Raw genomic sequence first — 21,687 nt, 5'->3', positions numbered from 1 at the left:
GGAATTCCCGAAAGCAGCGATAATTGAAACAGATGGCTGCACCCCGAGGGCTATTACGATGGCATGTGATGTCGATGGAGGCGGTGGCGACCTGGGGTTTGACGGTGCAGATATCGCGGTCGTCGGACCGGATGAGGGCGCTGGCCTCGATCTTGTCCAAGACCCGGCGAATGATCTGAACGGTTTGTTCGAATTGTTGCTAGCGCTTGCAGTGATGGACGACGACAGCCTTAAGCCGCGCAAAACCGAGGATGAATTCACCAAGACATCGCAGGTGTCTGAAGACTTGTCGGAATTGCAGATCACCGAAATGCGCCAGGAAGCGATCGATGTCATCCATGAAAACGAGGTGCTGAGCGCTGAGGCGACGCGCACTGCCGAAGCTCTGGTTTCGATCTTTCCCAACGGGCTGTTCGAGCGGCCAATCACAAAGCAGATCGTGGACATGGCGATGGGATTGGCACAGGCAGCCGAGAACCCCGCCACGGCCCCCTTTGTGCAGGATGCGACCGAGAGCTTGGCAAAAGGTGAGGGGCTGAACATCGCTGCGATGACGCAGGAAATTGAGACGTTGATGCATCACGCCGATCTGATCGGGGGGCTGACAGCCGGTGCGCAGATCGACATTCACGGTGCGGATTTGTTGGAACGCGAAGCTGGGCTTGATGCCGCCGATGGCCTGTCGGCGCGGGTTGATGCGTTGCTCGAAAGGGTTGGTGTTGAGGGTGAAGATCTGAGCGTATCGCAGGCCCTTGAAGGCGCGCTGCAGCAGGTCGCGCCGCAATACCGCTCATTGCCAGAGTTGACCGAGGCGATCGAAGAGGCACCCACCTGGGAAAAGGCGGAGCTTATGGCGGAACGCGCGACTGTGATGGCGGCGGCGCGTGATCAGCTTGTCGATGATACCTTTGGTCGGCTGGATGACGCGGCAGATGCGATTATGGCGGCGGGCCCAGATGCCGTCGTCGAAGCGATGGCTTTGCGGCAAGAAGCGATTGACGCGGCCCTTGGCGTGACACTGGGTCAGGAGGCGACCAAGATCATTGGCGCCGAAGTGCGTGCGCTTGCACTCAATCCCGATGCCAGCCCGGGCGAAATGCGTGCTGCAATGCTGCGCGAAGCCGGCATCGCTCCCGAAGTGGCTGAGAACCTGTCGCCCGCTCAGGTCGCGGCCCAATATGCGAAACATGTGGTCGATGGGCTGGCGAAGTTCGATGAATATGCGGGGCAGTATCTCGAACTGGGTGCAGATGCCTTGGTTCTTGCCTTAGGCGGCCCCTTGAAACTCGCGCTGGCCAAGGCGGTGGACTACGTCGTGGGCGAGATCGCCACGGCAGGTTTGCAGGGCGCAGCCCTGGGCCTGATGGGGCTTTTTGACGAGCTAGAGGCGCAGGATGCGTTCTACCTCGCCACCGCAGGGCTGCTGATCGGCATGGCTGTTGTCGGTGGGCGCGGTATGCTCGATGATTTCCGTTCCATCATGAAACAGATGGGCGATATCGTCGAAAATATCAGCGATGCGGCGAAGGGGCTGCGTCCTGTAACCGCTGGTGCTGGCGGTTTCGACATTGATGTGCCCGATAACCGCCCGCTCGCCAGCGTCAGCCACGACAATACGAGCGGGGTCAAACCAGAGGATCTATCGCCGCCGAAGGTGCACCCGGACTCGCAACAATCCGTTGCGCCGCGGCCACGAACAAAACCTCTGACACCGACAGAGAAGCGGCTGGCCTCTGAGCTGGCAGAGTCGCCACTGGTCAAGGAATTATCGGATAAAATGGGCGAGTTGGGCGTGCGGCTTGAGGACCTTGAAATCAACCGCAAGGAACTGACCGATATCCTAAAAGAGGGTGGCCCTGATGCCGAAGCCAAAGCCATCGCCTATCTCGACTCGAAAATTGACGAGGTCCCGCTGCAATGGGTCAACCGCGCGCCGGTTGACCGCCCGCTTGATGACCTCGTCGAAACGATCAGCGATGCCGAACTGGACATGAACCGAAAGTCAACGGAAGCGGTACAGCGGACAAGCCCTGGCTCACCAAAAGTGGAGGCGGACCGGAGTACGCTGCGCACGAACTTGAAAAATGCTGGTATTCAAGTGGGTAAAGACCAGGAAGCACATCATCTGATCCCGCACAGCCTGCGCGACCACGAAATCCTCAACAAACTGCGCAGCCTTGAGGGTGGCTGGGACCACAACAATCCAAGGAACGGCATCGCACTCGACAAAGACCACCATGGCCGTTTTCCGGGCCACACGAACTATAACTGGTATGTGGAATCGCGGCTGGAGATCATGGAGATCGAATTCCGCAATGGTCGCATTGCTGAGGCCGATCTTCAAAGCAAGATGGACGAATTGCTTGCTGAACTGCGTGACAAGGTTACGCCAGATCAGCTTACCCCCGACGGACGCCCGCCCGGCCTCCGCTAAACCCAAGCCACCATATTCAGGCAAAGGAGTATTTTGATGAAAGCCTATTGCGAAACCTGCCTTCACTACCGCGCGGCGCGCAATCTCAGCGATGCGGTCGATATGCCCTACAGCAGGGAATTGGCGCGCGAGATTGAGAGATCCTACGACAATCAGGCGCAGCGAGAGGTGCGTGATGCGCGTGACCGGAACCGCCAAATGCAGGCGGGCAAGCAAACCTGGTCACGCAGACCCTTGGCCAGTGAATATTGCGGTCTGCGCGAGGCGCAGGACATCTACTATATGTGTGATTCAAAGAACGCGGGTAACAGATGCAATGATCATCAAGAGGCGGGGCAAGGCGCACGGGGCGGCCCCTGCCAGACCTGCGCGCATAACGCGCCACCCACCGGGCAGGATTATGACAATCAGGCGCTGCTTGACGCGATTGATCCGTCGCAAAACATGATTAACCGGGTGTGGGACAATGGCGCCCCGGCCAGTCAGGTTACCAGCAACATGGAGGCCATCGTAGGCTCAAACCAGCAACGCCGCGCGTTGGAGATGTCGTTGGCAAATCGGAGCGGTGGAGTCCTGCCCGATCCGCCGCGCTACTATGCACATTGCCAGCATTATTCCCGTCCGGGCGCTTTTGTTCTCGGCCACATGCGCAATCCTGATGGCAACTGTCCGGCCTATAGCGGTGGCGGTTTTCAGGACGACGCCTATCAACAAGTTCTACCGCCAGAGCCGGTCGGTGGCGGTCATGTCCCGCAACCGCGCCGACCCAAATCTGAGACCTTTCGTAAACTTGGCCGTGAGCTTTACAAGGAGTGGCTGAAAAAATGAGCGCCGAGGATCGACTAAAAGTATTTTGTATCGATTGTCGCCACCGGCGCCCTCCCGCCTTCCAGTATGTCGGCGGTGATACCGAGAATTTCGAGATTATTGACGAGGATGACAAATTTGCGGATTGGCAGGCCAAAAAGCTGTTTCCTGCCGAACAATCCCGCGAACAAACAGGGGAACCCTTTCCTGCAATCCCGCAATATTATGAATGGTGCGAGGCATGGAGCGCCAAGACGACTGCAAATGCGCATCCGGATTACAACGGTCGACGTCATCCGGTTTTCGAGATTTGCGCCGTTCGTAACAGAGAACACGATTGTTCCTTTTATGATCCCTTGCCGGGGCGGGAGCATCTTTCATGACACTTGATCGCGAATTCAAGATTAGCGTCAAGGGTGAGGTACATCTTGGCACCGAGTTGCATCTTGATGACCGCCCGCCGGAGATTAGGCAGCGGTATCGTAACAGCGCCGCAATCAACGCACCCGAGACGCCGTCGGCAACTGCGGGACATGGGATGTTGCCCGGTGAGATCAGCGAAGAACACGACTGGAACTATGCGCTTGAAAAGACGGACAAAAAGGTCTCGATCATCGATAACGGCCTCAAGCTGCAATATGCGCTTTTTGGGGGGCCGGGATCGGGCAAGACCAATACGCTTGTCTACCTATTGCGCCAGATCCTTCGTCATGAAACGCGTCATGGACCGGGCGGTAAGGATCGGCCTGACCATCGCTTCGGCGGTGTGATCCTCGACCCCAAGGGTGATCTGGCCAAGATTGCGCCACGCGTTTTCGCCGAAGTCGGTCGCGAGGATGACCTTATCATTATCAACCGCGAGGCGTTGCAGGAGAAAGGCGGCGTCAACCTTTTGCATTGCGGGTTATCACCCACTGAGATCGGGAAGATACTGGTGCTCAGCGCCCTGAGTGCCGGGTTGGGAGCGCGCGAGCCTTACTGGTTTCAGCAGATGTCGCTGACATTCGGGGCAATCCTTGATCTGATGCAACAACTCGACGATGAGCCGCCAACACTGGCGCGGATGATTGATCTGGCCGTCGGGACCGAGATCAAAGGCGGGCAGAGTGTCCCCAAGCTCGAGAAGATCCTCAAACACGCGCAAGTCAACAGCAATCAGAAAACAGCGCAAACAGCACAGGACCTGCTTTTGCGGATCGACCAACTGCGCAGCCACAGCGCTGGTGATCCAAAAAATCGGGCCACGTTGGAGCAGTTCATGCGGCAAGCTTATGACGTCTTTCGGGAATCCGGCAATGCCTGTTACAGCGCAGAGACGCGGCTGGGTGCCACACCGCTTTATGATCAGATCATCGATGACGGTAAGTTTGTACTGGTTAGCCCCGGTTCGGACGAATTGACGCTGACGCGTATACTGCCGGCGCTTGTAAAGCTTATCGTTCAGCGGACGGTGCTTGGCAGGGAAGATCGCTTCAATTCCTACGAGTTAATGAACAATAAGAGACCCGTGCTTTTCATGGCCGATGAGTATCATATGATCGCAACCCAATTGAAAGACGAGCCTGTCGGGGATGCTGAGTACTTCTCAATGGCGCGGCATTTCGGGGGGCTGTGCATCGTTGCTACGCAATCCATTCAACAACTCAAATCATCTGGACTTGGGGATACTTGGGAGTCCGTTCTTGCGGTACTGGCGGCCATCATCTCGATGAAAACAATAGACAAGAGCACGCCCGAGGAAATGCAGGCGCGTGCCGGGACAAAAAGCGTTCTGCGTGAAGTTCAAAATGTCGGTGGCGGTGACGGAATGAATGTAAGCGCCGCGCGTCAGCGGGTGGATGTGCCGCGTTTGCCCAAGGATGCATTCGCATTGCTGAAAAAGGGCGACGCCGTTCTTCTGGGTACGACCACTGGCCACGATGATCCCACGGAAGTGAAATTCGCCAAGGTACCTTACGCCTGGGACCCTCTTTGACTAACGTGAAATAAACGCCCCGGTCGTGAAGATTGATGCCGCCAGCTATGCGGTTGCAAATTCGCGCAACGACGCGCTGTCTTTGGCGCCACCAAAGAACACGTCGTAAAGCACCGGCGCCGCGACCAACGTCAGGATCGAGGCGAAGGCGAGGCCACCCATGATTGTCACCGCCATCGAGACAAAGAAAGCATCGCCGAGCAGGGGGATCATTCCCATGATCGTCGTTGCCGCCGCGAGCAGGACAGGTCGCAAACGCGAGGTGGATGCGGTGACAATCGCCTCGCGCAAGGCGGTGCCTTCGCGGCGGACGATGTCGATCTCTTCCACAAGCACGATGCCGTTCTTGATCAACATGCCTGACAGGCTGAGCAGGCCGAGGAGCGCTGTGAATGTGAAGGGCAACCCCGCGCCCAAAAGCCCGATGGCGGCCCCGTTGACCGACATCGGAACCAACAGCCAAATGATCAGGGGTTGGCGGACGGCATTGAAAAGAAGCACCGTGATCAGCACCATGATCAGAATAGTGACCGGCAATTGTGCACCTAAACTGGCATTGGCGTCGGCAGAGGATTCAAACTCTCCACCCCATTCCATCTTGTAACCAACAGGCAGCGGCATCGCCTCAATCACGCTGCGGACTTCCGCATGGACCTGTGCCGCCGTCATATCTGGCGGGATGCTGGCGCCCACGGTGATCGTTGGCACGCGGTCGAGGCGCCGGATGACGGTGTTCTGAGGTTCCAACGCGAAGCCATCGACAATCTGTTCAATCGGCAGAAGCGATGATCCGTCCTGCGTGCCAAGGACCTGATCCATGATGCCCGCGTCAGAATCTGGCGCGACGCGCACAACGATAGGAATGGCGCGGTCGCCTTCACGATAAGTGCCGACGGTCACACCATCGGTGGCAAAAAGGATCATATCGGCCACGTCATCGCGCGATATCCCCGCCGCCTGACCGCGTTCGGTGACATAGCGCGGACGCAGCACAAGCTCTTGCTCGCGCCAGTCGATCCTTGGCGCAAGGATGTTGGCTGAGGCCTCCGTCATCAACGCGATGGCCTGATCGGACAGGTCGCGCAGCACCTCCGGGTCCCGACCAGAGAACCGCACCTCAATCGGGCTGCCGCCGCCGGGGCCAAAGACCAGCCGTTCGGTGCGGAACTCACCTTCGGGCAGGTTCTGGGCGGCAAAGGCCTCCAATTCGGCCTGCAATGGCGGGATTTGTTCGAGACCTTCGGTGCGGATGATCAGATGACCGTAGGCGGGGTTCGGCGGCTCCGCCCCATAGGTCAACAGAAACCGGGTGGCCCCTTGTCCGACAAATGTCGAGACGGCGACGACATCGTCGTGTTCGGCCAGATATGCCTCCACGATCTCCATCTGGTCTGCGGTGGCGGAAATGGGCGTGCCTTGCTGCATGGTGTAATGCACGAAGAAAAGCGGGGTGTTGGAATTGGGGAAGAACTGCTGTTTCACCATCCCGAAACCGACGTAACAGGCGGCAGTCACACCAATCAGCGCGGCGAGGACCAGCCATCGAATGTGCAGCGCGCCGCGCAACATCGCCGCGTATCCCCGAAAGACAAGACCGCCATAAGGATCGCCGGCGCTCTCGCCGCCCTGCTTGAAGACGTAATGCCCGAGGAGCGGCGTTGCGGTGACTGCGAGCACCCATGAGAGCAGGAGCGAAATGCCAATGACAGCAAACAGCGAGAACATGAACTCACCCGTCGAATCCGGGCTGAGGCCAATGCCAGCAAAAGCCATTATGCCAACGATTGTTGCGCCCAGAAGCGGGATTTGCGTCTTGCCTGCCGCCTCATCCGCCGCATCGCGCGAGGATTTGCCGCGCGCCATGGCGATCTGCATGCCTTCCGCTACCACAATCGCATTATCGACCAGCATGCCCATCGCGATGATCAGCGCGCCGAGCGAGATGCGCTCCATTTCAATCGAGAAGATCGCCATGAAAAGCAGCGTCCCGACGACCGTCAGCAATAGCGTCGCGCCAACGACCAAGGCAGCGCGCGGTCCCATGAAAAGTGCCAGAACCAGAACGACAATGCCGACCGACATGGCGAGGTTGATCAGAAATCCGGTCGAGGATTCATCGACCACCACGTGTTGCTGATAGATCGGGTGCAGCTCCACACCATAGGGGATTTCGGTGGCAAGGGCGGCCAGATGCGCGTCAACGCGGTTGCCGACATCGACGATGTTTTCATTGCTGGCGCCCGAGACGCCGAGGGTAAAGGCGGGCTGCCCGTTGAAACGGATGATCTGTGCGGGGTTATCCTGACGCCCGCGGCTCACCTCCGAAATGTCGATGAGGTTCAGCAACTCGCCACCAATCCCAACGGTGAGTGCCGCAATCTCGCTGACGGAATCAGAGCCTTCGGCAGGCTGGATCTGGGTGCGGGTTTCACCGGCATTGACTGACCCCGCTGGCGTGATCGAATTGGACGTGGCGAGCGCTTGGCCGATGATTTGCGGGTCGATCCCAAGCTGCGCGCTGAGCGCTAGATCGGGTTCAACAAAGATCGCCTCTTCCGGAAGTCCGGCGATATCCACATCCGCCACGCCGTCAACGGTCAGGATTTCGCGCCGCAGGAACGTGGCGAGTTGGTGCCGCTCGGCATCCGTGAAACCTTCGGATGTCACCGCAAAGAAAATGCCATAGACATCGCCAAACCCGTCATCAACAACAGGCGTCGTTGCCTCACTTGGCAACTCCCCCCGGACGTTTTGCAAGCGCTCGCGCAACTCCGTCCAAATCTCAGGAAGATCGTCACCGTTGATCGTATCCTCAACCAGCACATCAATGCGTGAAACGCCGGGCCGGTTGACGGATCTGATCTCGCTCACCTCGGCCATACGCTGAATGGCGGCCTCAAGCGGTTCGGTCACCTCCGTGGCCACCTGCTGGGCAGATGCACCGGGATATTGTGTGATGACAACGGCCTGTTTGATCGTGAAGGCCGGGTCTTCAAGACGTCCAAGGGCACTAAAGCCCCAGATGCCACCGAAAAGGCAGATCAGCATGATGATCCAGGTAAAGATCGGGCGGTCGATGGATGCGCGTGCGATATTCATGATGGGCCCGCCTAGTTCGCGTAACCGGCGAAGCGGCGCACGCTGTCGCCGTCCGCCAGAACCTGCGCCCCGGTGCGCACAATCTCGGTGCCCGGCTCAAGCCCTGATGTGACCATGAACTGGCCGTCGCGGGTGGCTGTCACCTCTACAGCCACCTCGTTTACTGTGCCTCTTTCGTCGTCGGTGGGGATAAATTGCAGGACGCTGGTTGTACCATCATTGCCAATCCGGATCGCGGTCGCTGGCACCAAAAGACGGGGCACCCCTTCGTTCAAAGTCGCAAGCACCACAACTGAACTGCCCGGCAGCACATTGATGCCGTCAGGCCGCTCCATGCCCAGCGTGAGGCGGAATGTCTGTCCGATGGATGATGCCTCCGCATTGAATTCCCGGATTTCCAACGGATAGGTTTCATCGCTGGTTGGAAAGCGCGCGAAAAGCGAGACGGCGGCGTCCTGACCGGCCCGTTGGAACAAAACCTCGGGCACGTCGATATCGATGCGGAGCTCTGACATGTCATGCAGCCGGACGACTGGTGTGCCTGCATTTGTGGTCGTGAAATTTGCAACGTTCCGGCTGGCCACGAGCGCGTCAAAAGGTGCTGTCAGGGTGGCATTTTCCAGTGAATATTCGGCGTTTCGCAGATCAACACGCGCCAGGGCCAGCTGTGTTTCAGCGTCCTGTTTTGAGACTTCGGAAGCTGAATCCCCCAGGTTGTTGAGGCGGGTGAGTAACCGCTCCGCCTGTTCGACCTGCAACACGGCTTGTTGCTGTTGCAGCTCAAAGGGTTCGGTGTCGAGCTTGGCGATCAGGCCGCCCTGAGTTGTCACCTCGCCCTCGGTCGCGGGAAATTCGACAATCTGACCCGAGACCTGGAAGGCCAGATCAACCGTCTGCCGCGCCACAACCTGCCCAAAGAATTGCCGGGTGATCCCGTTGGTGTTGCTCCCCACAACCATGAGCTTGGCGGGGCGCACGATGTCCTCTTGTGCCATGAGTGGGGTGCTAAATGGCAGGGCGGCGACGGCAAGCATTGTGAGAAAGCGAAACATGACCGATCCTTGATGTCTTTTGCATTTCACAAGCACGCTGGTGCCAATGCTTGGATCAACGGCGCAAGACAATGGCCACGGTGCTTTCATGGTCAGTCTTGCAGCATCCGTTGGCGTCCGTCACGCACAAAAGTTAAGCAGGGACGAGGGCTATCCCAGCTGGTCTTAACGCCCCATGATCCGCTTGCGCCGCTCCTGCATCCGTTCGTTGGCTTTGACGGTGCCGTCGTGGAAGGACCCGAACCACTTGTCCCACGGGATCTCAAGACTGCCATAGTTACACTCAAAATACCGGTGATGCATCTGATGATGGAATGTGCCTAGCGCCAGCCGGTTCTTGTCGTTGATCAGAAGCCCCTGAAAGCCGGTATGCGTCGTGATCGCCGTCAGAAAATAGTATTGCAGGTGGAAGAGGATGTGCAGCGGATGCGCCCCCACCATGAGGTGCACAAAAACCGATCCGAGGAAGATGAACTGCTCAACCGGGTGCATCGACATGCCGGACCAGGGACCTACATTGATGTTGCGGTGGTGCAGCGAATGGACGTGTTTGTAGAGAAACGGAAAGTGCAGCGCGCGGTGGATCACGTAGAAATAGAAGCTCTCCCAGATCGGGATCAGCAGGAAGATGGCGACGAACCAGACCGGATTGGCCTCAAACGTGATCAGCCGCACATGGCCGTTTGCAAGCGCCCATAGCATGATCACTTCGAAAGCGGTCCAGATCAGAACGCCGGTGCCCAAGGTCCAGAACATGTTGTCACGCACCTGCCCGCCAAGCGTGAATTGCTTGCCGTTTATCATCAGCGGGCGCGGGTCGAACTTCAGCTTCTGGCCCTGCGCGGAATAGGTGTAAAACCACAGATGCAATGATCCGGCGACCAAAAGGGTCAGGACGATGTTGCGTGCATAAATCTGCGCGATCCAACCGAGCTCAAAGCTTTGCATCACCTCAAGAGGCGGCAGGAACCAAAGGTAGCAAAGAACGGCTATCCCAAGGATGATCAGCTTTTCGGTGATCAGAAACCAGGAATTCCAGACCCATTTGGCCATCTCGACTGGGTTCAGCGGCCAGATGAAAAAGGGCGACGTTTTCAGCGGCACCTCTGGCAGGTGGTTCCATCCTTTGAGTTGCTCTTGAGACATCGCGCCATGCTCCCCTGTGATGGGCAGAGATTGACACATCCTCTTTCCTGCAACAAACAGAATGAAATGATGAATTACATCGGAAAAACAGCTTTACAATGTCAGTTTCCCTGAAAGCCATGCGTTATTTCAACCTCGCCGTCGCGCGGGGCAGCATTGCCGAGGCCGCGGATGAGTTGAATATCGCGGCATCCGCCGTGTCCGCTGCAATTGGGCAGGTTGAGGACGCATTCGGGCTGACGCTGATCACGCGGCAGCGGTCGCGTGGGATCACAGCGAACGCGAACGGTCGACTGATCGCGCAGAAATTCGCGCGTCTGTTGGAGGAGTATCAGTCGATCCTCGCTGATGGGGCAGAACTGAAGGGGTCGCTGAGTGGCGCTTTGCGGGTTGGCTACTACGCACCGGTCGCACCGGCCTTTCTGCCGCGCATCTTCTCTCAGTTCCTTCCTGCTGATAGCGACGCAGTGCTGCATTTGCAGGAATGTAACAACGATACCGCGCAGGATGGTCTGCTGAAGGGCGATTTCGACGTCATCCTGTTTGTCGCCGAAGGCGCGCAGGCTGCGATTGACTTCGACGTGCTGATCAAGGCGCCGCCCTATTGCCTGCTCCACGCTAGCCATCGCTTGGCAGAACGGACCTCCGTCAGCCTTGCGGAAATTGCGCAAGAAAGACTGGTTGTACTGGATCGTCCCGTTGTCGCCGCCTACTACCAGCGTCTGTTCGAGAGCTTCGCGCCCGACATCACCATTGCCGCATTCGCAAATTCTACCGAGATGGTGCGCAGCCTTGTGGGTGCGGGCCATGGCTGTGCGGTGTTGAACATGCAGCCTCTGACCGCAATTTCTTATGGCGGTGAGGGCCTGATCGCCGTGCCGATTTCCGATCCGCTTCCGCCGCTAACACTCGCTATCGCCTATGATCGCACGCGGCCACGACGCATTGTCCAGCATTTCGTCGATTCTTGTCGTGCGCAATTTGCGGAAGATGGGCCGCATCAGTGCGTTGTACCGGGGCAAAGTGCAACAGCCTGAATAGTATGTCAGTCGATGACTTTTTCGTTGGTCGGCTTGCGCCACCCGGAATTTCGTAGGACCACTCCGCCAACTCAAATGTAGGGGTACGATGCGGGCGGCAGATGTAATTGCAAAACGGCTTTATGACGAAGGCTGCCGCTGGGCGTTTGGCCTGCCGGGTGGTGAGGTTCTGACGCTGCTGGATGCGCTGCAAAAGGTCGGCATTCAGTTCGTGCTTTGCCGGCACGAGAATGCCGCCGGGTTCATGGCCGAAGGCACCTATCACCGCACTGGTGCCCCGGCGATACTGTTGGCGACGGTTGGGCCGGGCGCACTCAATGGAATCAACGTGGTCGAAAATGCCCGGCAGGACCGGGTGCCGATGATGGTGCTGACGGGCTGTGTGGACCCCGAGACGGCACAGGTCTACACCCACCAAGTGCTTGATCAGGGGCGCGTTTTCGAGGGCATCACAAAGGCGAGCTTTACCCTGAACACAGGTGCGGCGCATGTGATCATCGACAAGGCCATCGGGATCGCGACAGAAGGACGGCCGGGTCCGGTCCATATTGATGTCCCCATCGCGGTGGCTGAAGCCGAGGCCACGGGTGAAGGCGTGTTGCGACCCAAAGCGCTGCCCATGGCGCCCGCAGGTGATGCGCTGTATGCCGCGCGGGACGCACTGGCGCTGGCAAAGCGCCCCCTGATAATTGCGGGCGTTGACGCCTTGTCGGATCGCGGGGCCGAGGCAGTGTCAGCCGCCGCCGAACGCCTGGGCGCGCCGGTCATCACCACCTACAAGGCCAAGGGGCTTCTGCCAGAGGATCACCCGCTAGCGCTTGGTGGAGCGGGCCTCTCGCCCAAGGCCGATGACGTCCTGCTGCCCTTTGTGAAACAGGCCGATGTGATCCTCGCCATTGGATATGATCCGATTGAAATGCGGATCGGCTGGCTGACCCCATGGGATCCGACAAGTCAGACGGTGATCGACATCACCGCCGAGGCCAATCACCACTACATGCATCAGGCGACCCATAATTTCGTGGGCGATTGCGCGGCCTCGGTCTCGGCCATTTTGCCCGAAACAGCTGGTGAAGGCTGGCCCGAAGCCGAGGTGACGGCGGTCAAGGCAGTGCTCGCCGAGGCCTTCCCATCCGGCGATGTATGGGGGCCCGCACAAGCAATCTCGGTCTGTCAGGAGGTTCTGCCGCCCGGCACATTGGCCACGGCAGATAGTGGTGCCCATCGCATCTTGCTCAGCCAGATGTGGACCTGCGGCTTTCCCCGCGCGCTGACGCAATCATCGGGGTTTTGCACGATGGGATGCGCTGTGCCTCTCGCCATGGGCGCGCAACTGGTCGAACGCGACCGCACAATTGTGTCGTTCAGCGGTGATGCCGGATTTCTGATGGTCGTCGGTGAACTCGCCACGGCGGCAGAGCAGAAACTGCGCACGATATTTGTTGTTTTCGTCGATGCCTCTCTTGCACTGATCGAGCTCAAGCAACGTGGCCGTCAGATGACCAATGTGGGCGTCGACTTTGCGCCAACGGATATGGCCGCGTTGGGCCGTGCCTTCGGCGGCGCTGGATTTACCGCCCGGTCGGCGGATGAACTCCGCGACGCTCTCGCACACGCGCAAGAGATGGAAACGTTCAGTGTGATCGCGGTGGAGATTGATCGGAAGGCCTATGATGGCACATTCTGACGGCCCCGACGATGAAACAACACCCGGTGCGCTGAGCGGAGTCATTGTGCTAGACCTATCGCGTATCTTGGCCGGACCGACGGCCACCCAATTGATGGGGGATCTTAGCGCCACGGTCATCAAGATCGAGAACCCTAAAACCGGTGGCGATGACACGCGCACATGGGGGCCGCCTTATGTCGAAACCAAGGACGGTGAAAGCGACCTGAGCGCCTATTTTATTGCGGCCAACCGCAACAAACACTCCGTCGCCGCCGATCTTTCAACCCCTGAAGGACAGGCGCTGGTCAAAAGCATTGCCGCTGAGGCGCATATCGTTGTCGAGAATTACAAACCCGGCGGGCTCGCCAAATACGGCCTCGACTATCCTGCCTTGCGCGAGATTAATCCGGGCCTTGTCTATTGCTCAATCTCCGGCTTCGGTCAGACCGGTCCTAATCGAGACCGGCCCGGTTATGACCTGATGGCGCAGGGTTTTGGCGGCATGATGTCGCTGACCGGTGACCCCAATGGCCCGCCGATGAAGGTGGGCGTGGGCATCGCCGATGTCATGTGCGGCATGTATGCCGCCGTCGGTATTCTGGCTGCTTTGCGTCACAGCGAGGCGACGGGCGAAGGACAGCACATCGATTTGGCCCTTGTGGATAGTCAAATGGCCTGGCTGATCAATGAAGGCACGAATTATCTGGTCTCAGGCCAATCTCCGGTCAGGCGGGGCAATGGCCACCCCAATATCGTGCCTTACAGCGTGTTTGCATGCACTGACGGGCATATCATTCTGGCTGTAGGTAATGACACGCAGTTTCGGGATTTTTGCGCCGCGATTGGCCGCAATGACCTTGGGCAAGATGCGCGTTTTGCCACAAATCCGCTGCGTATCACGCATCGGGAGGCTATCGAGACGGCCATTTCTGAAACATTTGCGACCATGACACGGGACGAAATCCTCGTTTTGTTACAAAAGGCTGGTGTGCCCTGCGGCCCTATCAACGGCGTCGCAGAGGCGCTGACCAGCGATCAAGCTGTCGCGCGCAATGCTGTCGTGGAGATTCCTGAGCAAAGTACCGCCGCCGGTGTCGTCAAGCTGCTCGGAAATCCGCTGAAACTGTCAAAAACGCCCGTTGTTTACGCAAAATCACCGCCGCGCTTTGGCCAGGACACGGAAAAGCTCGCGGAGCTTCTGGGCCGCAAGCCGCGTTGACCTCATCACGATAGGTTCAGAATTGATCACAACTTTGATGCACCCCACCTCGCGGATCGGCACATCGTATAGGTGTTTTCATGTCCGCGAGAGGCGGGCGTAGCAGAAAGATACCAGTTCATGCTTACAGATACCTGCACTTGTGAGACAAGCCTAAATGACCAAGCCGCCATCGCCGCGTGGAATGGCGTTATTCATGGTGTCCTGTCGCATGGACAAGCCACTGGCGACCATCTGACCCGCCTGATCACGCTTGCGCCCGACTTTGCCATGGGCCACGCAATGAAAGGCCTGGCCTGCCTGATGCTTGGGCGGCGCGAGCTTGTGGCCGCTGCGGCAGGTGCGAACGAAGAGGCAAAGCGCGCTCTAGCACTTGGTGGCGCCACCGAACGCGAAAAGCTGTGGTGCATGGCGCTGGAGGACTGGCTGCAGGGATCGCCGACACGTGCTGTCAGCCGCATGGAAGCCGCGCTTGATCTGAACCCAGCCGATACGATCAGCATGAAACTGTCGCATGGCATTCGCTTCATGCTGGGTGACAATCACGGCATGCTGCAATCGATTGAACGGGTGATCCCCGCACACGGACCCGATCATCCGCTTTATGGCTATGCGTTGGGCTGTCATGCCTTCGCGCTAGAGGAGCGGGGCTACTACGCCCGTGCTGAACATGTCGGTCTGCACGGTCTGGAATTTGCGGCCGATGATGCATGGGGCCTGCATGCTGTGGCACATGTTTACGATATGACGCACCTGACGGCGCAGGGCATCGCGATTATCGATGACAATGCGGATGCCTGGAACCACTGCAACAATTTCCGTTTCCATGTCTGGTGGCACAAGGCGTTGCTGCACCTCGATCAGGGTGACATTGAGACGGTTCTGCATCTTTATGACACCAAGGTGCGCGACGAGAAGACGGATGATTACCGCGATTTTTCGAATGCGAGTTCGCTTCTGATGCGGCTTGAGCTGGAAGGGATCGATATCGGTGATCGATGGATCGAATTGGCGGAGCTGGCTGAAACACGGGCCGATGATGGCTGCCTGACCTTTGCTGACATGCACTACATGCTGGCGCTGATTGGGGATGACCGCCCCGATGCGACCGCACGGATGAACGCGAATGTGGCCAAACATGCTGCGGGCGATGATGACATGGCGGCGGTGATGACCTCACCCGGTATCGCCACATCGGAAGGGCTCACCGCGTTTGGTGCGGCTGATTACCAGCGCGCCTTTGCGCATCTGAAAGCTGCACAACCGCATTTTCAGAAGATGGGCGGCAGCCATGCGCAGCGCGATGTCTTTGAACGCCTGACGATCGAGGCTGGTTTGCGGGCCGGACGTCTGACCGAAACGGGCGCGTTGCTGCAAGCGCGGACAAAGCAGCGCGATGGCCATGAAGACGCATTTGCAGCGCTCCGGATGGCAGAGATTTCAAAGCTGCAATCGCTTTCCGTATCCTCTACAGCAGCCGAGTAAACGATGGCCCTTGCAGAGTCGCCTATGGCTTTGGCACAAACCAAAAGCTTGCCACCGCTCCGGGCGGGAGTGGGTGCACGTGATGTGCGGCTCGACTTCTTTCGGGGGATCGCGATGTTCATCATCCTGATCGCCCATATCCCTAGCAACTGGCTCACCCTTTGGATCCCCGCGCGGTTCGGGTTTTCTGACGCCACCGAGATGTTTGTGTTCTGCTCAGGCATGGCCAGCGCGATTGCCTTTGGCAAAGTCTTTCGCGAACAGGGCCACATGATGGGCAGCGTGCGCGTCGCGTTTCGGGTCTGGCAGGTCTATTGGGCGCATATCGGGCTTTTCTTCGCGGTGGCGGCGGCAATGGTGGTTCTGAACAACCTCGTTCCCGATGGGCGTGATTATGTCGGTCAGCTGAACCTTTATCCGTTTTTCAACAGGCCGCAGGAAAACCTTGTTGGGTTGCTCACACTGACTTACGTGCCCAACTACTTCGATGTTCTGCCGATGTATCTAGTGATCCTGGCGATGATGCCGTTTGTCATCGCCCTTGTCGGTTTCAATCGGTGGGTTGCTGCGGCGGTGCTGATCGCCATCTGGCTTTCCGCATCGGTGTTTGACCTGAACTTCCCTGCGGAGCCGTGGTCAGAGCGGCAATGGTTCTTTAACCCGCTTGGCTGGCAGCTTGTGTTCTTCACCGGATTTGCCCTGATGGCGGGCTGGATCCCCGCGCCGCCGGTCGATTGGCGCCTCTTTGTGGTCGCCGTACTGATCGTCCTTGTCTCGGTCCCCTTCGCCTATTTCCGGGTCTATAATGAGGTCGAGTGGTTCCTCGAATGGCGGCGTGAGTGGCGGTTCCTCTTCACGAAGACCGACTTCGGCATCCTGCGCTACGTTCACTTCCTGTCGCTGGCCTACATCGCCTGGTGCCTTGTCGGACCTAAAGGTGTGCGAATCTTGCCAAGCGAAACGGGCGGCATCTTCGCCCGGATTTGGCAGGTGATCCTGAACACCATTTTGAAGGTCGGTCAGCAGTCGCTTGTTGTGTTTGTCTCGTCGATGTTCCTAGCCCGCCTTTTGGGCGCGCTCTTCGATCAGGTGGGGCGGAGCCATTTCTCAATGGCGTGGGTGAACACCCTTGGCGCTCTGATCATCATCGCGCTGGCCTACGGCGTAGGCTGGATCAAGTCGCAGCCCTGGAAGCAAAGGAAGTCTGCCCATGCTGCGCCGTGAATTTGTCGCAAGTCTTGCGGCACTGGTTGCGTCGGATGCCTTCGCACAAACAGCGCAGGCCCCGGCAGAGCCGGGGCTGCAGGTTGGTGCGGGTACGCCATTTACCCCGGATTTCGTGACCCAACGCGCCCGCGCCTTGAGCCAAAGCGCATATGAGGCACCGCGCCGCATTCCCGAAGCCTGGACCAATATCAGCTACGACGACTATCAGGCGATCTGGTTTGATGGCCGCAATGCGCTTTGGCAGGGCGATGCCGCAACACCGCTGCGGATGGATGTCTTCGCGCCGGGGCTTTACTTCCCGACGCCCATTGCGATTTCTGTCGTCGATGACGGCATGGCAATGCCCCTGCGCTTTGACATGGGCGTGTTCGACAAGACCGATAAATTCCCCGATCTGCCGATTGATGATAGCCTTGGATATTCCGGCCTGCGGCTGCGTGCTGAGTTGGAAAGGGCTGGCATCTATCAGGAATTCACCGTTTTCCAGGGCGCCAGCTATTTCCGCGCCATTGGCACCGGCGATATCTATGGCGCGTCTGCGCGCGGTCTGGCGGTGGATACGGCCTCACCCGCAGGCGAGGAGTTTCCGGAATTTCGCGAATTTTGGCTGGAGAAGCCCGCGCCCGGTGAGGACACATTCGTGCTGCATGCGTTGCTGGACAGCCCCAGCTGCACGGGTGCTTACCGTTTCGCGATCACTCCTGGCGCGCCGCTGATTATGGATGTCGATGCCCATGTCTTCGCCCGGCGGGACATCGACAATATCGGGATCGCGCCGCTGACCTCGATGTTTCAATATGATCAGACCAACCGCCATCGGTTCACCGATTTCCGCCCTGCGGTCCACGATTCCGATGGTCTGCAGATCATCAATGGCGCGGGTGAGACGATCTGGCGTCCGCTGGCCAACCCCAAAGAGCTTCAGATCAGCGCCTTTCTAGACAACAATCCCAAAGGTTTCGGCCTCATGCAGCGGGCGCGGAATTACAGCGATTTTGCCGATCTTGAGGCGCTTTATCACCGCCGCCCCGGTGTGTGGATTGAGCCAAAAGAGGGTTGGGGGCGCGGCTCTGTTGCGCTGATCGAGATACCAACGCCGTCCGAGATATTTGATAATATCGTCTGTTACTGGCGACCGTCGGGCGGCGTCGCGCGCGGGAGTGAGAACCGGTTCTCCTACCGGCTGACCTGGGGGGAGGCGCCCGGCTATGGGCGAGGGTTGACCGTTCTGAACACCATGATCGGAAGCGCCTTTGACAACAACGGCATGATCGTTCTGATCGACTTTGAGGCTGGACCTGACGTGCCCGACGATCTGAACGAGATTGACATCATCACGCAATCGAGCGCTGGCGAAGTGTCTGGCGGCGTGTTGCAACGCAACCCTGAAACGGGCGGGCCGCGACTGGCCTTCAAGTTCTATCCGGGCGACGCAACACTGATCGAGTTTCGGGCGCAATTGCAGTTGGCGGACGCGCCACTCAGCGAAGTCTGGCTCTACCGGTGGACCGCATGACCCGCTACGCCGCTTCCTTCATGCCGGACCGCGCGCCGCTCCACATGCCCGCGCAGACCTTCGCGCAGGTCGTGGGACAGCGCGCGTTGCAAAAATCCACCGGCGTGGTCGGGCTGATCTGGCGGCTTGCGGCCTTTATTCCAACAATCGTACTGACCGTGTTGGTGTGCGTCTCGATCAACAATTACCTGGGCCGCGATGGCGTGATGATGCTGGAAGGTGTCGTGCTCGCCCTCGTGGCGCTGACCTTTGTCTGGCTGACATTTTCGGTCAACACGGCCTGTCTTGGCATCATCCGTGTCGCGCTCAACCGCAGCGGTTACGATATGGCTTCCGCAGACCTACCACCCGCAAATATCGCCCTTTTGGTGCCGATCTATCATGAAGAGCCGTGGGCCGTTTTCGGCAACGCCTCCGCAATGCTCAAGGAACTCACCGAAAACGCGGATGACAATCGCTACACCTTGTACATCCTAAGCGACACCCGCGATCCCCGCATCGCGGCGCTGGAAGAGCGCGCATTTGCCGTGCTGCAGCTTGAAAGGCACCCCCGCGTCGCCGTGCATTATCGTCGCCGTCTTGAGAACACGGACAAGAAGATCGGCAACCTCTACGACTGGATCGAAAACTGGGGAGCCGCGCATGAGGCGATGATCGTGCTGGACGCCGACAGCCTCATGAGCGGTCCGGCTATCCAGCAATTGGCGCGTGCGCTCGCCGGCGATCCCGATGCAGGGCTGATCCAAAGCCGCCCGATGCTGATCGGTGCGCAGACGCTTTTTGGTCGCGTCCAACAATTCTCAAACTCGGTCTATGGATGGCTTCTGGCCGAGGGGCTGGCAAGCTGGTCCCAGCATGAGGGCAATTATTGGGGCCATAACGCGATTATCCGCACGAAAGCCTTTGCCGAAAGTGCGCGGTTGCCAAACCTCAAAGGGTGGCGCGGGCGCGAACAGCTGATCCTCAGCCACGACTTTGTCGAGGCGGGCATGTTGCGGCGGGCAGGCTGGACGGTGCGGCTTTTACCGCAGGTCGACGGCAGTTTTGAAGAAACACCGCAAACCCTGATTGATTACATCCTGCGCGATCAACGTTGGTGTCACGGCAACATGCAGCACCTGCGTCTTCTGGCGACGCGCGGCTTCCACATGATCTCGCGCATTCATCTTCTGCAAGGCGCGATGGCCTTTCTGATGTCACCGGTCTGGCTGGCGGTGGTGATCCTCTGGTCTTTCCTGAGCGTGGGCCGCGAGGCGCCCGCCAGCTATTTCTCGATGGCCAATCCACTTTTGCCGGTCTGGCCAGAACAAGAGCTCAACATCGCTTGGGTCTATCTGTTCTTTGTGTACGGAATGCTCTTGTTTCCAAAGCTTTTCGGCGCGCTGCTTTTCGGGTTCAAACGTGCGACGCGCGCAGCCTATAGCTCAACAGCAATGTATGTCGGGTCCATCCTTGTCGAGCTGGTCCTGTCAGTCCTCTACGCGCCGATCATGATGGTGCAGCACACGATTGCGACATTATCGGCGCTTCTGGGGCGTAACATGTCCTGGTTGCCGCAAAACCGGGGGCAAGGCAGCTATGGCTGGTTAGCGACACTCAAGTTTCATTGGGTTGAAACGGTGCTGGGGCTGACATTGATGGGCGGGATTATCTTTGCAGATGTCTCGGTCCTGATCCTGCCGATTGCGGTCAGCCTCGCATTTGCGGTGCCTTTATCACGGCTGAGCGCGTGGCCTGTGGCAAATGTCGGGCCTCGCGTCCTGCGCCTTGACACACCGCATAGTCTCGACGAGCCCTTGATCGTCCGTTCCGCCCGCAACGAACGGGCATGGATGAAATCAGTCCTGAGTGCCGGTGACGCGATCGCGGCGGAATAGCCGGATGATCACGACAAGCGCCAGGGCAAAGACCGGCACTGCAAAGGCGCGATAGGTGATCTGCATGTTGAAACCGACATAGGCGATGTAGGATCCGTTAAAGAGCAAGAGGCTCTCCTCAATACTCGCCCCGGCAAACCCGCCTGCTGTATTGACCGCGAGCTGAGCCAAGAAAAGAACTGTGGTCGCGGCAACAAAGCCAACAGCGCCAAAGCGCAATGGCAAAATTGCACCAAGGACAAGCGCGGCAATTGTCATTGCGATCACGAGGGTCATGTCAGCGCTCCGCCACTACTCAGGTTGCAGACCGTCAAACCAGTCGACGACCAGTTCCGGCCAGGCGCCCGGGATCGAATGGCCACCGGGATAGAGCGCGAATTCCAGCGCGGAGCCCTCGCTGCAGCGATCCCAGATACGCCGCCAGAACGGGCCATCGGTGACAAAACGGTCTGCCTTGAGATATTGGCACCCATTCGCGGCGCGCCAGATGCTGAGCGCATAAAAGATATCGCCTTGCACGAAGGCTTCCGGGTCGTCAGCGGGCAGCCCATTCACCGCCCGCCCTTCAAGCGGGACCGTGCCATCATTCCAGCCATGGGTGTGCAACATGCGCACGGGACCCGCACATTCAGCCGGATGCGGGCGCCAGAAATTGCCGCCAAGCGGTGCATATGCGGCAAAACTGTCAGGCGACAGACACGCGGTATAGGCCGTCATTGACCCGCCAATGGAAAACCCGGCGAGCATGACACGTTCCGGGTCAAGGTCAAACCGACCCAGTGCATCATCGCGGACAGCCTCAAGAAATGCGACCTCTGACATCTGGCGGCCCGACAATGGGTGAAAGCCCCATGTCCGCCCATTCGCGCCCTGTCGCGGCACGCCGTCTGGCGCGATCACGGCGTAGCCGCGCTCAAGAAATGACGAAACCATGCCGGTATTGCGCAACGCGCCGCTGCCGCTGCCGCCCCAGCCATGGATGTAGACGACGCTGGGCATTGCCTCAGAACGGGTTTCAGGCAGAGCGATGTAATAATCACGCTCTCCAACGGTACATGGGGTGCTTTGCGAACAGGCATGGGCCGCGCCCGATACAAGCATGCCGCAAAGTGAGACGAGCGAAAGCCATAACCGCATGATC

16 protein-coding genes are annotated in these 21,687 nt (G+C 58.7%); 11 read left to right on the top strand and 5 right to left on the bottom strand.

Annotated elements, in window-relative coordinates; all coding sequences use genetic code 11:
- Positions 1-58 precede the first annotated feature (58 nt).
- Genes SLH49_RS15575 through SLH49_RS15560 form a run of 4 tightly spaced genes read left to right on the top strand, consistent with a single transcriptional unit; the run spans position 59 to position 5,216 of the window.
- Positions 59-2,434, top strand: a complete 2,376-nt coding sequence (locus SLH49_RS15575; protein ID WP_320270082.1) for an AHH domain-containing protein — start codon at positions 59-61, stop codon at positions 2,432-2,434.
- A 36-nt stretch (positions 2,435-2,470) separates the two neighbouring features.
- Positions 2,471-3,262 carry a hypothetical protein gene (locus tag SLH49_RS15570; protein WP_320270081.1) on the top strand — a complete coding sequence of 264 codons (792 nt, stop codon included), beginning with the start codon at positions 2,471-2,473 and terminating at the stop codon, positions 3,260-3,262.
- Positions 3,259-3,624 (top strand): hypothetical protein, encoded by a 366-nt coding sequence (locus SLH49_RS15565; RefSeq protein ID WP_320270080.1) that lies wholly within the window; start codon positions 3,259-3,261, stop codon positions 3,622-3,624. The genes SLH49_RS15570 and SLH49_RS15565 overlap by 4 nt, the downstream gene beginning before the upstream one ends.
- Complete coding sequence (locus SLH49_RS15560; RefSeq protein ID WP_320270079.1) at positions 3,621-5,216, top strand: type IV secretory system conjugative DNA transfer family protein; 1,596 nt, start codon at positions 3,621-3,623, stop codon at positions 5,214-5,216. Before SLH49_RS15565 ends, SLH49_RS15560 begins: the two co-directional genes overlap by 4 nt.
- A 45-nt stretch (positions 5,217-5,261) precedes the next feature.
- On the opposite strand, the gene SLH49_RS15555 is transcribed toward SLH49_RS15560, so the two are convergent.
- From SLH49_RS15555 to SLH49_RS15545, 3 genes are all read right to left on the bottom strand, one after another.
- On the bottom strand, positions 5,262-8,315 hold the full coding sequence (locus SLH49_RS15555) for an efflux RND transporter permease subunit (RefSeq protein ID WP_320270078.1): 3,054 nt from the start codon (positions 8,313-8,315) through the stop codon (positions 5,262-5,264).
- An 11-nt stretch (positions 8,316-8,326) separates the two neighbouring features.
- Positions 8,327-9,367 carry an efflux RND transporter periplasmic adaptor subunit gene (locus tag SLH49_RS15550; RefSeq protein WP_320270077.1) on the bottom strand — a complete coding sequence of 347 codons (1,041 nt, stop codon included), beginning with the start codon at positions 9,365-9,367 and terminating at the stop codon, positions 8,327-8,329.
- A gap of 165 nt (positions 9,368-9,532) precedes the next feature.
- Entirely contained in the window at positions 9,533-10,513 is a 981-nt protein-coding gene (locus tag SLH49_RS15545; RefSeq protein WP_320270076.1) for a sterol desaturase family protein, read from the bottom strand.
- 98 nt (positions 10,514-10,611) lie between these two features.
- Between SLH49_RS15545 and SLH49_RS15540 the strand changes: the two genes are divergently transcribed.
- From SLH49_RS15540 to mdoH, 7 genes are all read left to right on the top strand, one after another.
- Positions 10,612-11,550 (top strand): LysR substrate-binding domain-containing protein, encoded by a 939-nt coding sequence (locus SLH49_RS15540; RefSeq protein WP_320270075.1) that lies wholly within the window; start codon positions 10,612-10,614, stop codon positions 11,548-11,550.
- A gap of 91 nt (positions 11,551-11,641) precedes the next feature.
- Positions 11,642-13,240 carry a thiamine pyrophosphate-binding protein gene (locus tag SLH49_RS15535; protein ID WP_320270074.1) on the top strand — a complete coding sequence of 533 codons (1,599 nt, stop codon included), beginning with the start codon at positions 11,642-11,644 and terminating at the stop codon, positions 13,238-13,240.
- Positions 13,227-14,441, top strand: a complete 1,215-nt coding sequence (locus SLH49_RS15530; protein WP_320270123.1) for a CoA transferase — start codon at positions 13,227-13,229, stop codon at positions 14,439-14,441. The genes SLH49_RS15535 and SLH49_RS15530 overlap by 14 nt, the downstream gene beginning before the upstream one ends.
- A gap of 120 nt (positions 14,442-14,561) precedes the next feature.
- On the top strand, positions 14,562-15,926 hold the full coding sequence (locus tag SLH49_RS15525) for a tetratricopeptide repeat protein (protein WP_320270073.1): 1,365 nt from the start codon (positions 14,562-14,564) through the stop codon (positions 15,924-15,926).
- Positions 15,927-15,929: 3 nt separating this feature from the next.
- Entirely contained in the window at positions 15,930-17,150 is a 1,221-nt protein-coding gene (locus SLH49_RS15520; RefSeq protein ID WP_320270072.1) for an OpgC domain-containing protein, read from the top strand.
- Positions 17,137-18,669, top strand: coding sequence for a glucan biosynthesis protein G (locus SLH49_RS15515; RefSeq protein ID WP_320270071.1), 1,533 nt, complete (start codon positions 17,137-17,139; stop codon positions 18,667-18,669). The genes SLH49_RS15520 and SLH49_RS15515 overlap by 14 nt, the downstream gene beginning before the upstream one ends.
- The gene (mdoH, locus tag SLH49_RS15510) at positions 18,666-20,546 is read left to right on the top strand and encodes a glucans biosynthesis glucosyltransferase MdoH (RefSeq protein ID WP_320270070.1); all 1,881 of its coding nucleotides are present in this window, start codon (positions 18,666-18,668) and stop codon (positions 20,544-20,546) included. The genes SLH49_RS15515 and mdoH overlap by 4 nt, the downstream gene beginning before the upstream one ends.
- Here mdoH and SLH49_RS15505 read toward each other — a convergent pair.
- Complete coding sequence (locus tag SLH49_RS15505; RefSeq protein WP_320270069.1) at positions 20,508-20,822, bottom strand: hypothetical protein; 315 nt, start codon at positions 20,820-20,822, stop codon at positions 20,508-20,510. The genes mdoH and SLH49_RS15505 overlap by 39 nt on opposite strands.
- A gap of 15 nt (positions 20,823-20,837) precedes the next feature.
- On the bottom strand, positions 20,838-21,683 hold the full coding sequence (locus tag SLH49_RS15500; protein WP_320270068.1) for an alpha/beta hydrolase family esterase: 846 nt from the start codon (positions 21,681-21,683) through the stop codon (positions 20,838-20,840).
- Positions 21,684-21,687 lie beyond the last annotated feature (4 nt).

Origin of the sequence: Cognatiyoonia sp. IB215446 (assembly GCF_033963825.1) — a bacterium.
Classification (GTDB): Bacteria; Pseudomonadota; Alphaproteobacteria; order Rhodobacterales; family Rhodobacteraceae; genus Yoonia.
The sequence above is the reverse complement of the archived record's forward strand: the minus strand, read 5'-3'. Positions and strand labels throughout refer to the sequence as shown.

Bases quoted from the DNA above. Each gene is read 5' to 3' on its own strand.
- SLH49_RS15505 (WP_320270069.1), bottom strand. From the start codon at position 20,822: ATGACCCTCGTGATCGCAATGACAATTGCCGCGCTTGTCCTTGGTGCA.
- SLH49_RS15525 (WP_320270073.1), top strand. From the start codon at position 14,562: ATGCTTACAGATACCTGCACTTGTGAGACAAGCCTAAATGACCAAGCC.
- SLH49_RS15520 (WP_320270072.1), top strand. From the start codon at position 15,930: ATGGCCCTTGCAGAGTCGCCTATGGCTTTGGCACAAACCAAAAGCTTG.
- SLH49_RS15530 (WP_320270123.1), top strand. From the start codon at position 13,227: ATGGCACATTCTGACGGCCCCGACGATGAAACAACACCCGGTGCGCTG.
- mdoH (WP_320270070.1), top strand. From the start codon at position 18,666: ATGACCCGCTACGCCGCTTCCTTCATGCCGGACCGCGCGCCGCTCCAC.
- SLH49_RS15500 (WP_320270068.1), bottom strand. From the start codon at position 21,683: ATGCGGTTATGGCTTTCGCTCGTCTCACTTTGCGGCATGCTTGTATCG.
- SLH49_RS15560 (WP_320270079.1), top strand. From the start codon at position 3,621: ATGACACTTGATCGCGAATTCAAGATTAGCGTCAAGGGTGAGGTACAT.
- SLH49_RS15515 (WP_320270071.1), top strand. From the start codon at position 17,137: ATGCTGCGCCGTGAATTTGTCGCAAGTCTTGCGGCACTGGTTGCGTCG.
- SLH49_RS15545 (WP_320270076.1), bottom strand. From the start codon at position 10,513: ATGTCTCAAGAGCAACTCAAAGGATGGAACCACCTGCCAGAGGTGCCG.
- SLH49_RS15550 (WP_320270077.1), bottom strand. From the start codon at position 9,367: ATGTTTCGCTTTCTCACAATGCTTGCCGTCGCCGCCCTGCCATTTAGC.
- SLH49_RS15535 (WP_320270074.1), top strand. From the start codon at position 11,642: ATGCGGGCGGCAGATGTAATTGCAAAACGGCTTTATGACGAAGGCTGC.
- SLH49_RS15575 (WP_320270082.1), top strand. From the start codon at position 59: ATGGCATGTGATGTCGATGGAGGCGGTGGCGACCTGGGGTTTGACGGT.
- SLH49_RS15565 (WP_320270080.1), top strand. From the start codon at position 3,259: ATGAGCGCCGAGGATCGACTAAAAGTATTTTGTATCGATTGTCGCCAC.
- SLH49_RS15570 (WP_320270081.1), top strand. From the start codon at position 2,471: ATGAAAGCCTATTGCGAAACCTGCCTTCACTACCGCGCGGCGCGCAAT.
- SLH49_RS15540 (WP_320270075.1), top strand. From the start codon at position 10,612: ATGTCAGTTTCCCTGAAAGCCATGCGTTATTTCAACCTCGCCGTCGCG.
- SLH49_RS15555 (WP_320270078.1), bottom strand. From the start codon at position 8,315: ATGAATATCGCACGCGCATCCATCGACCGCCCGATCTTTACCTGGATC.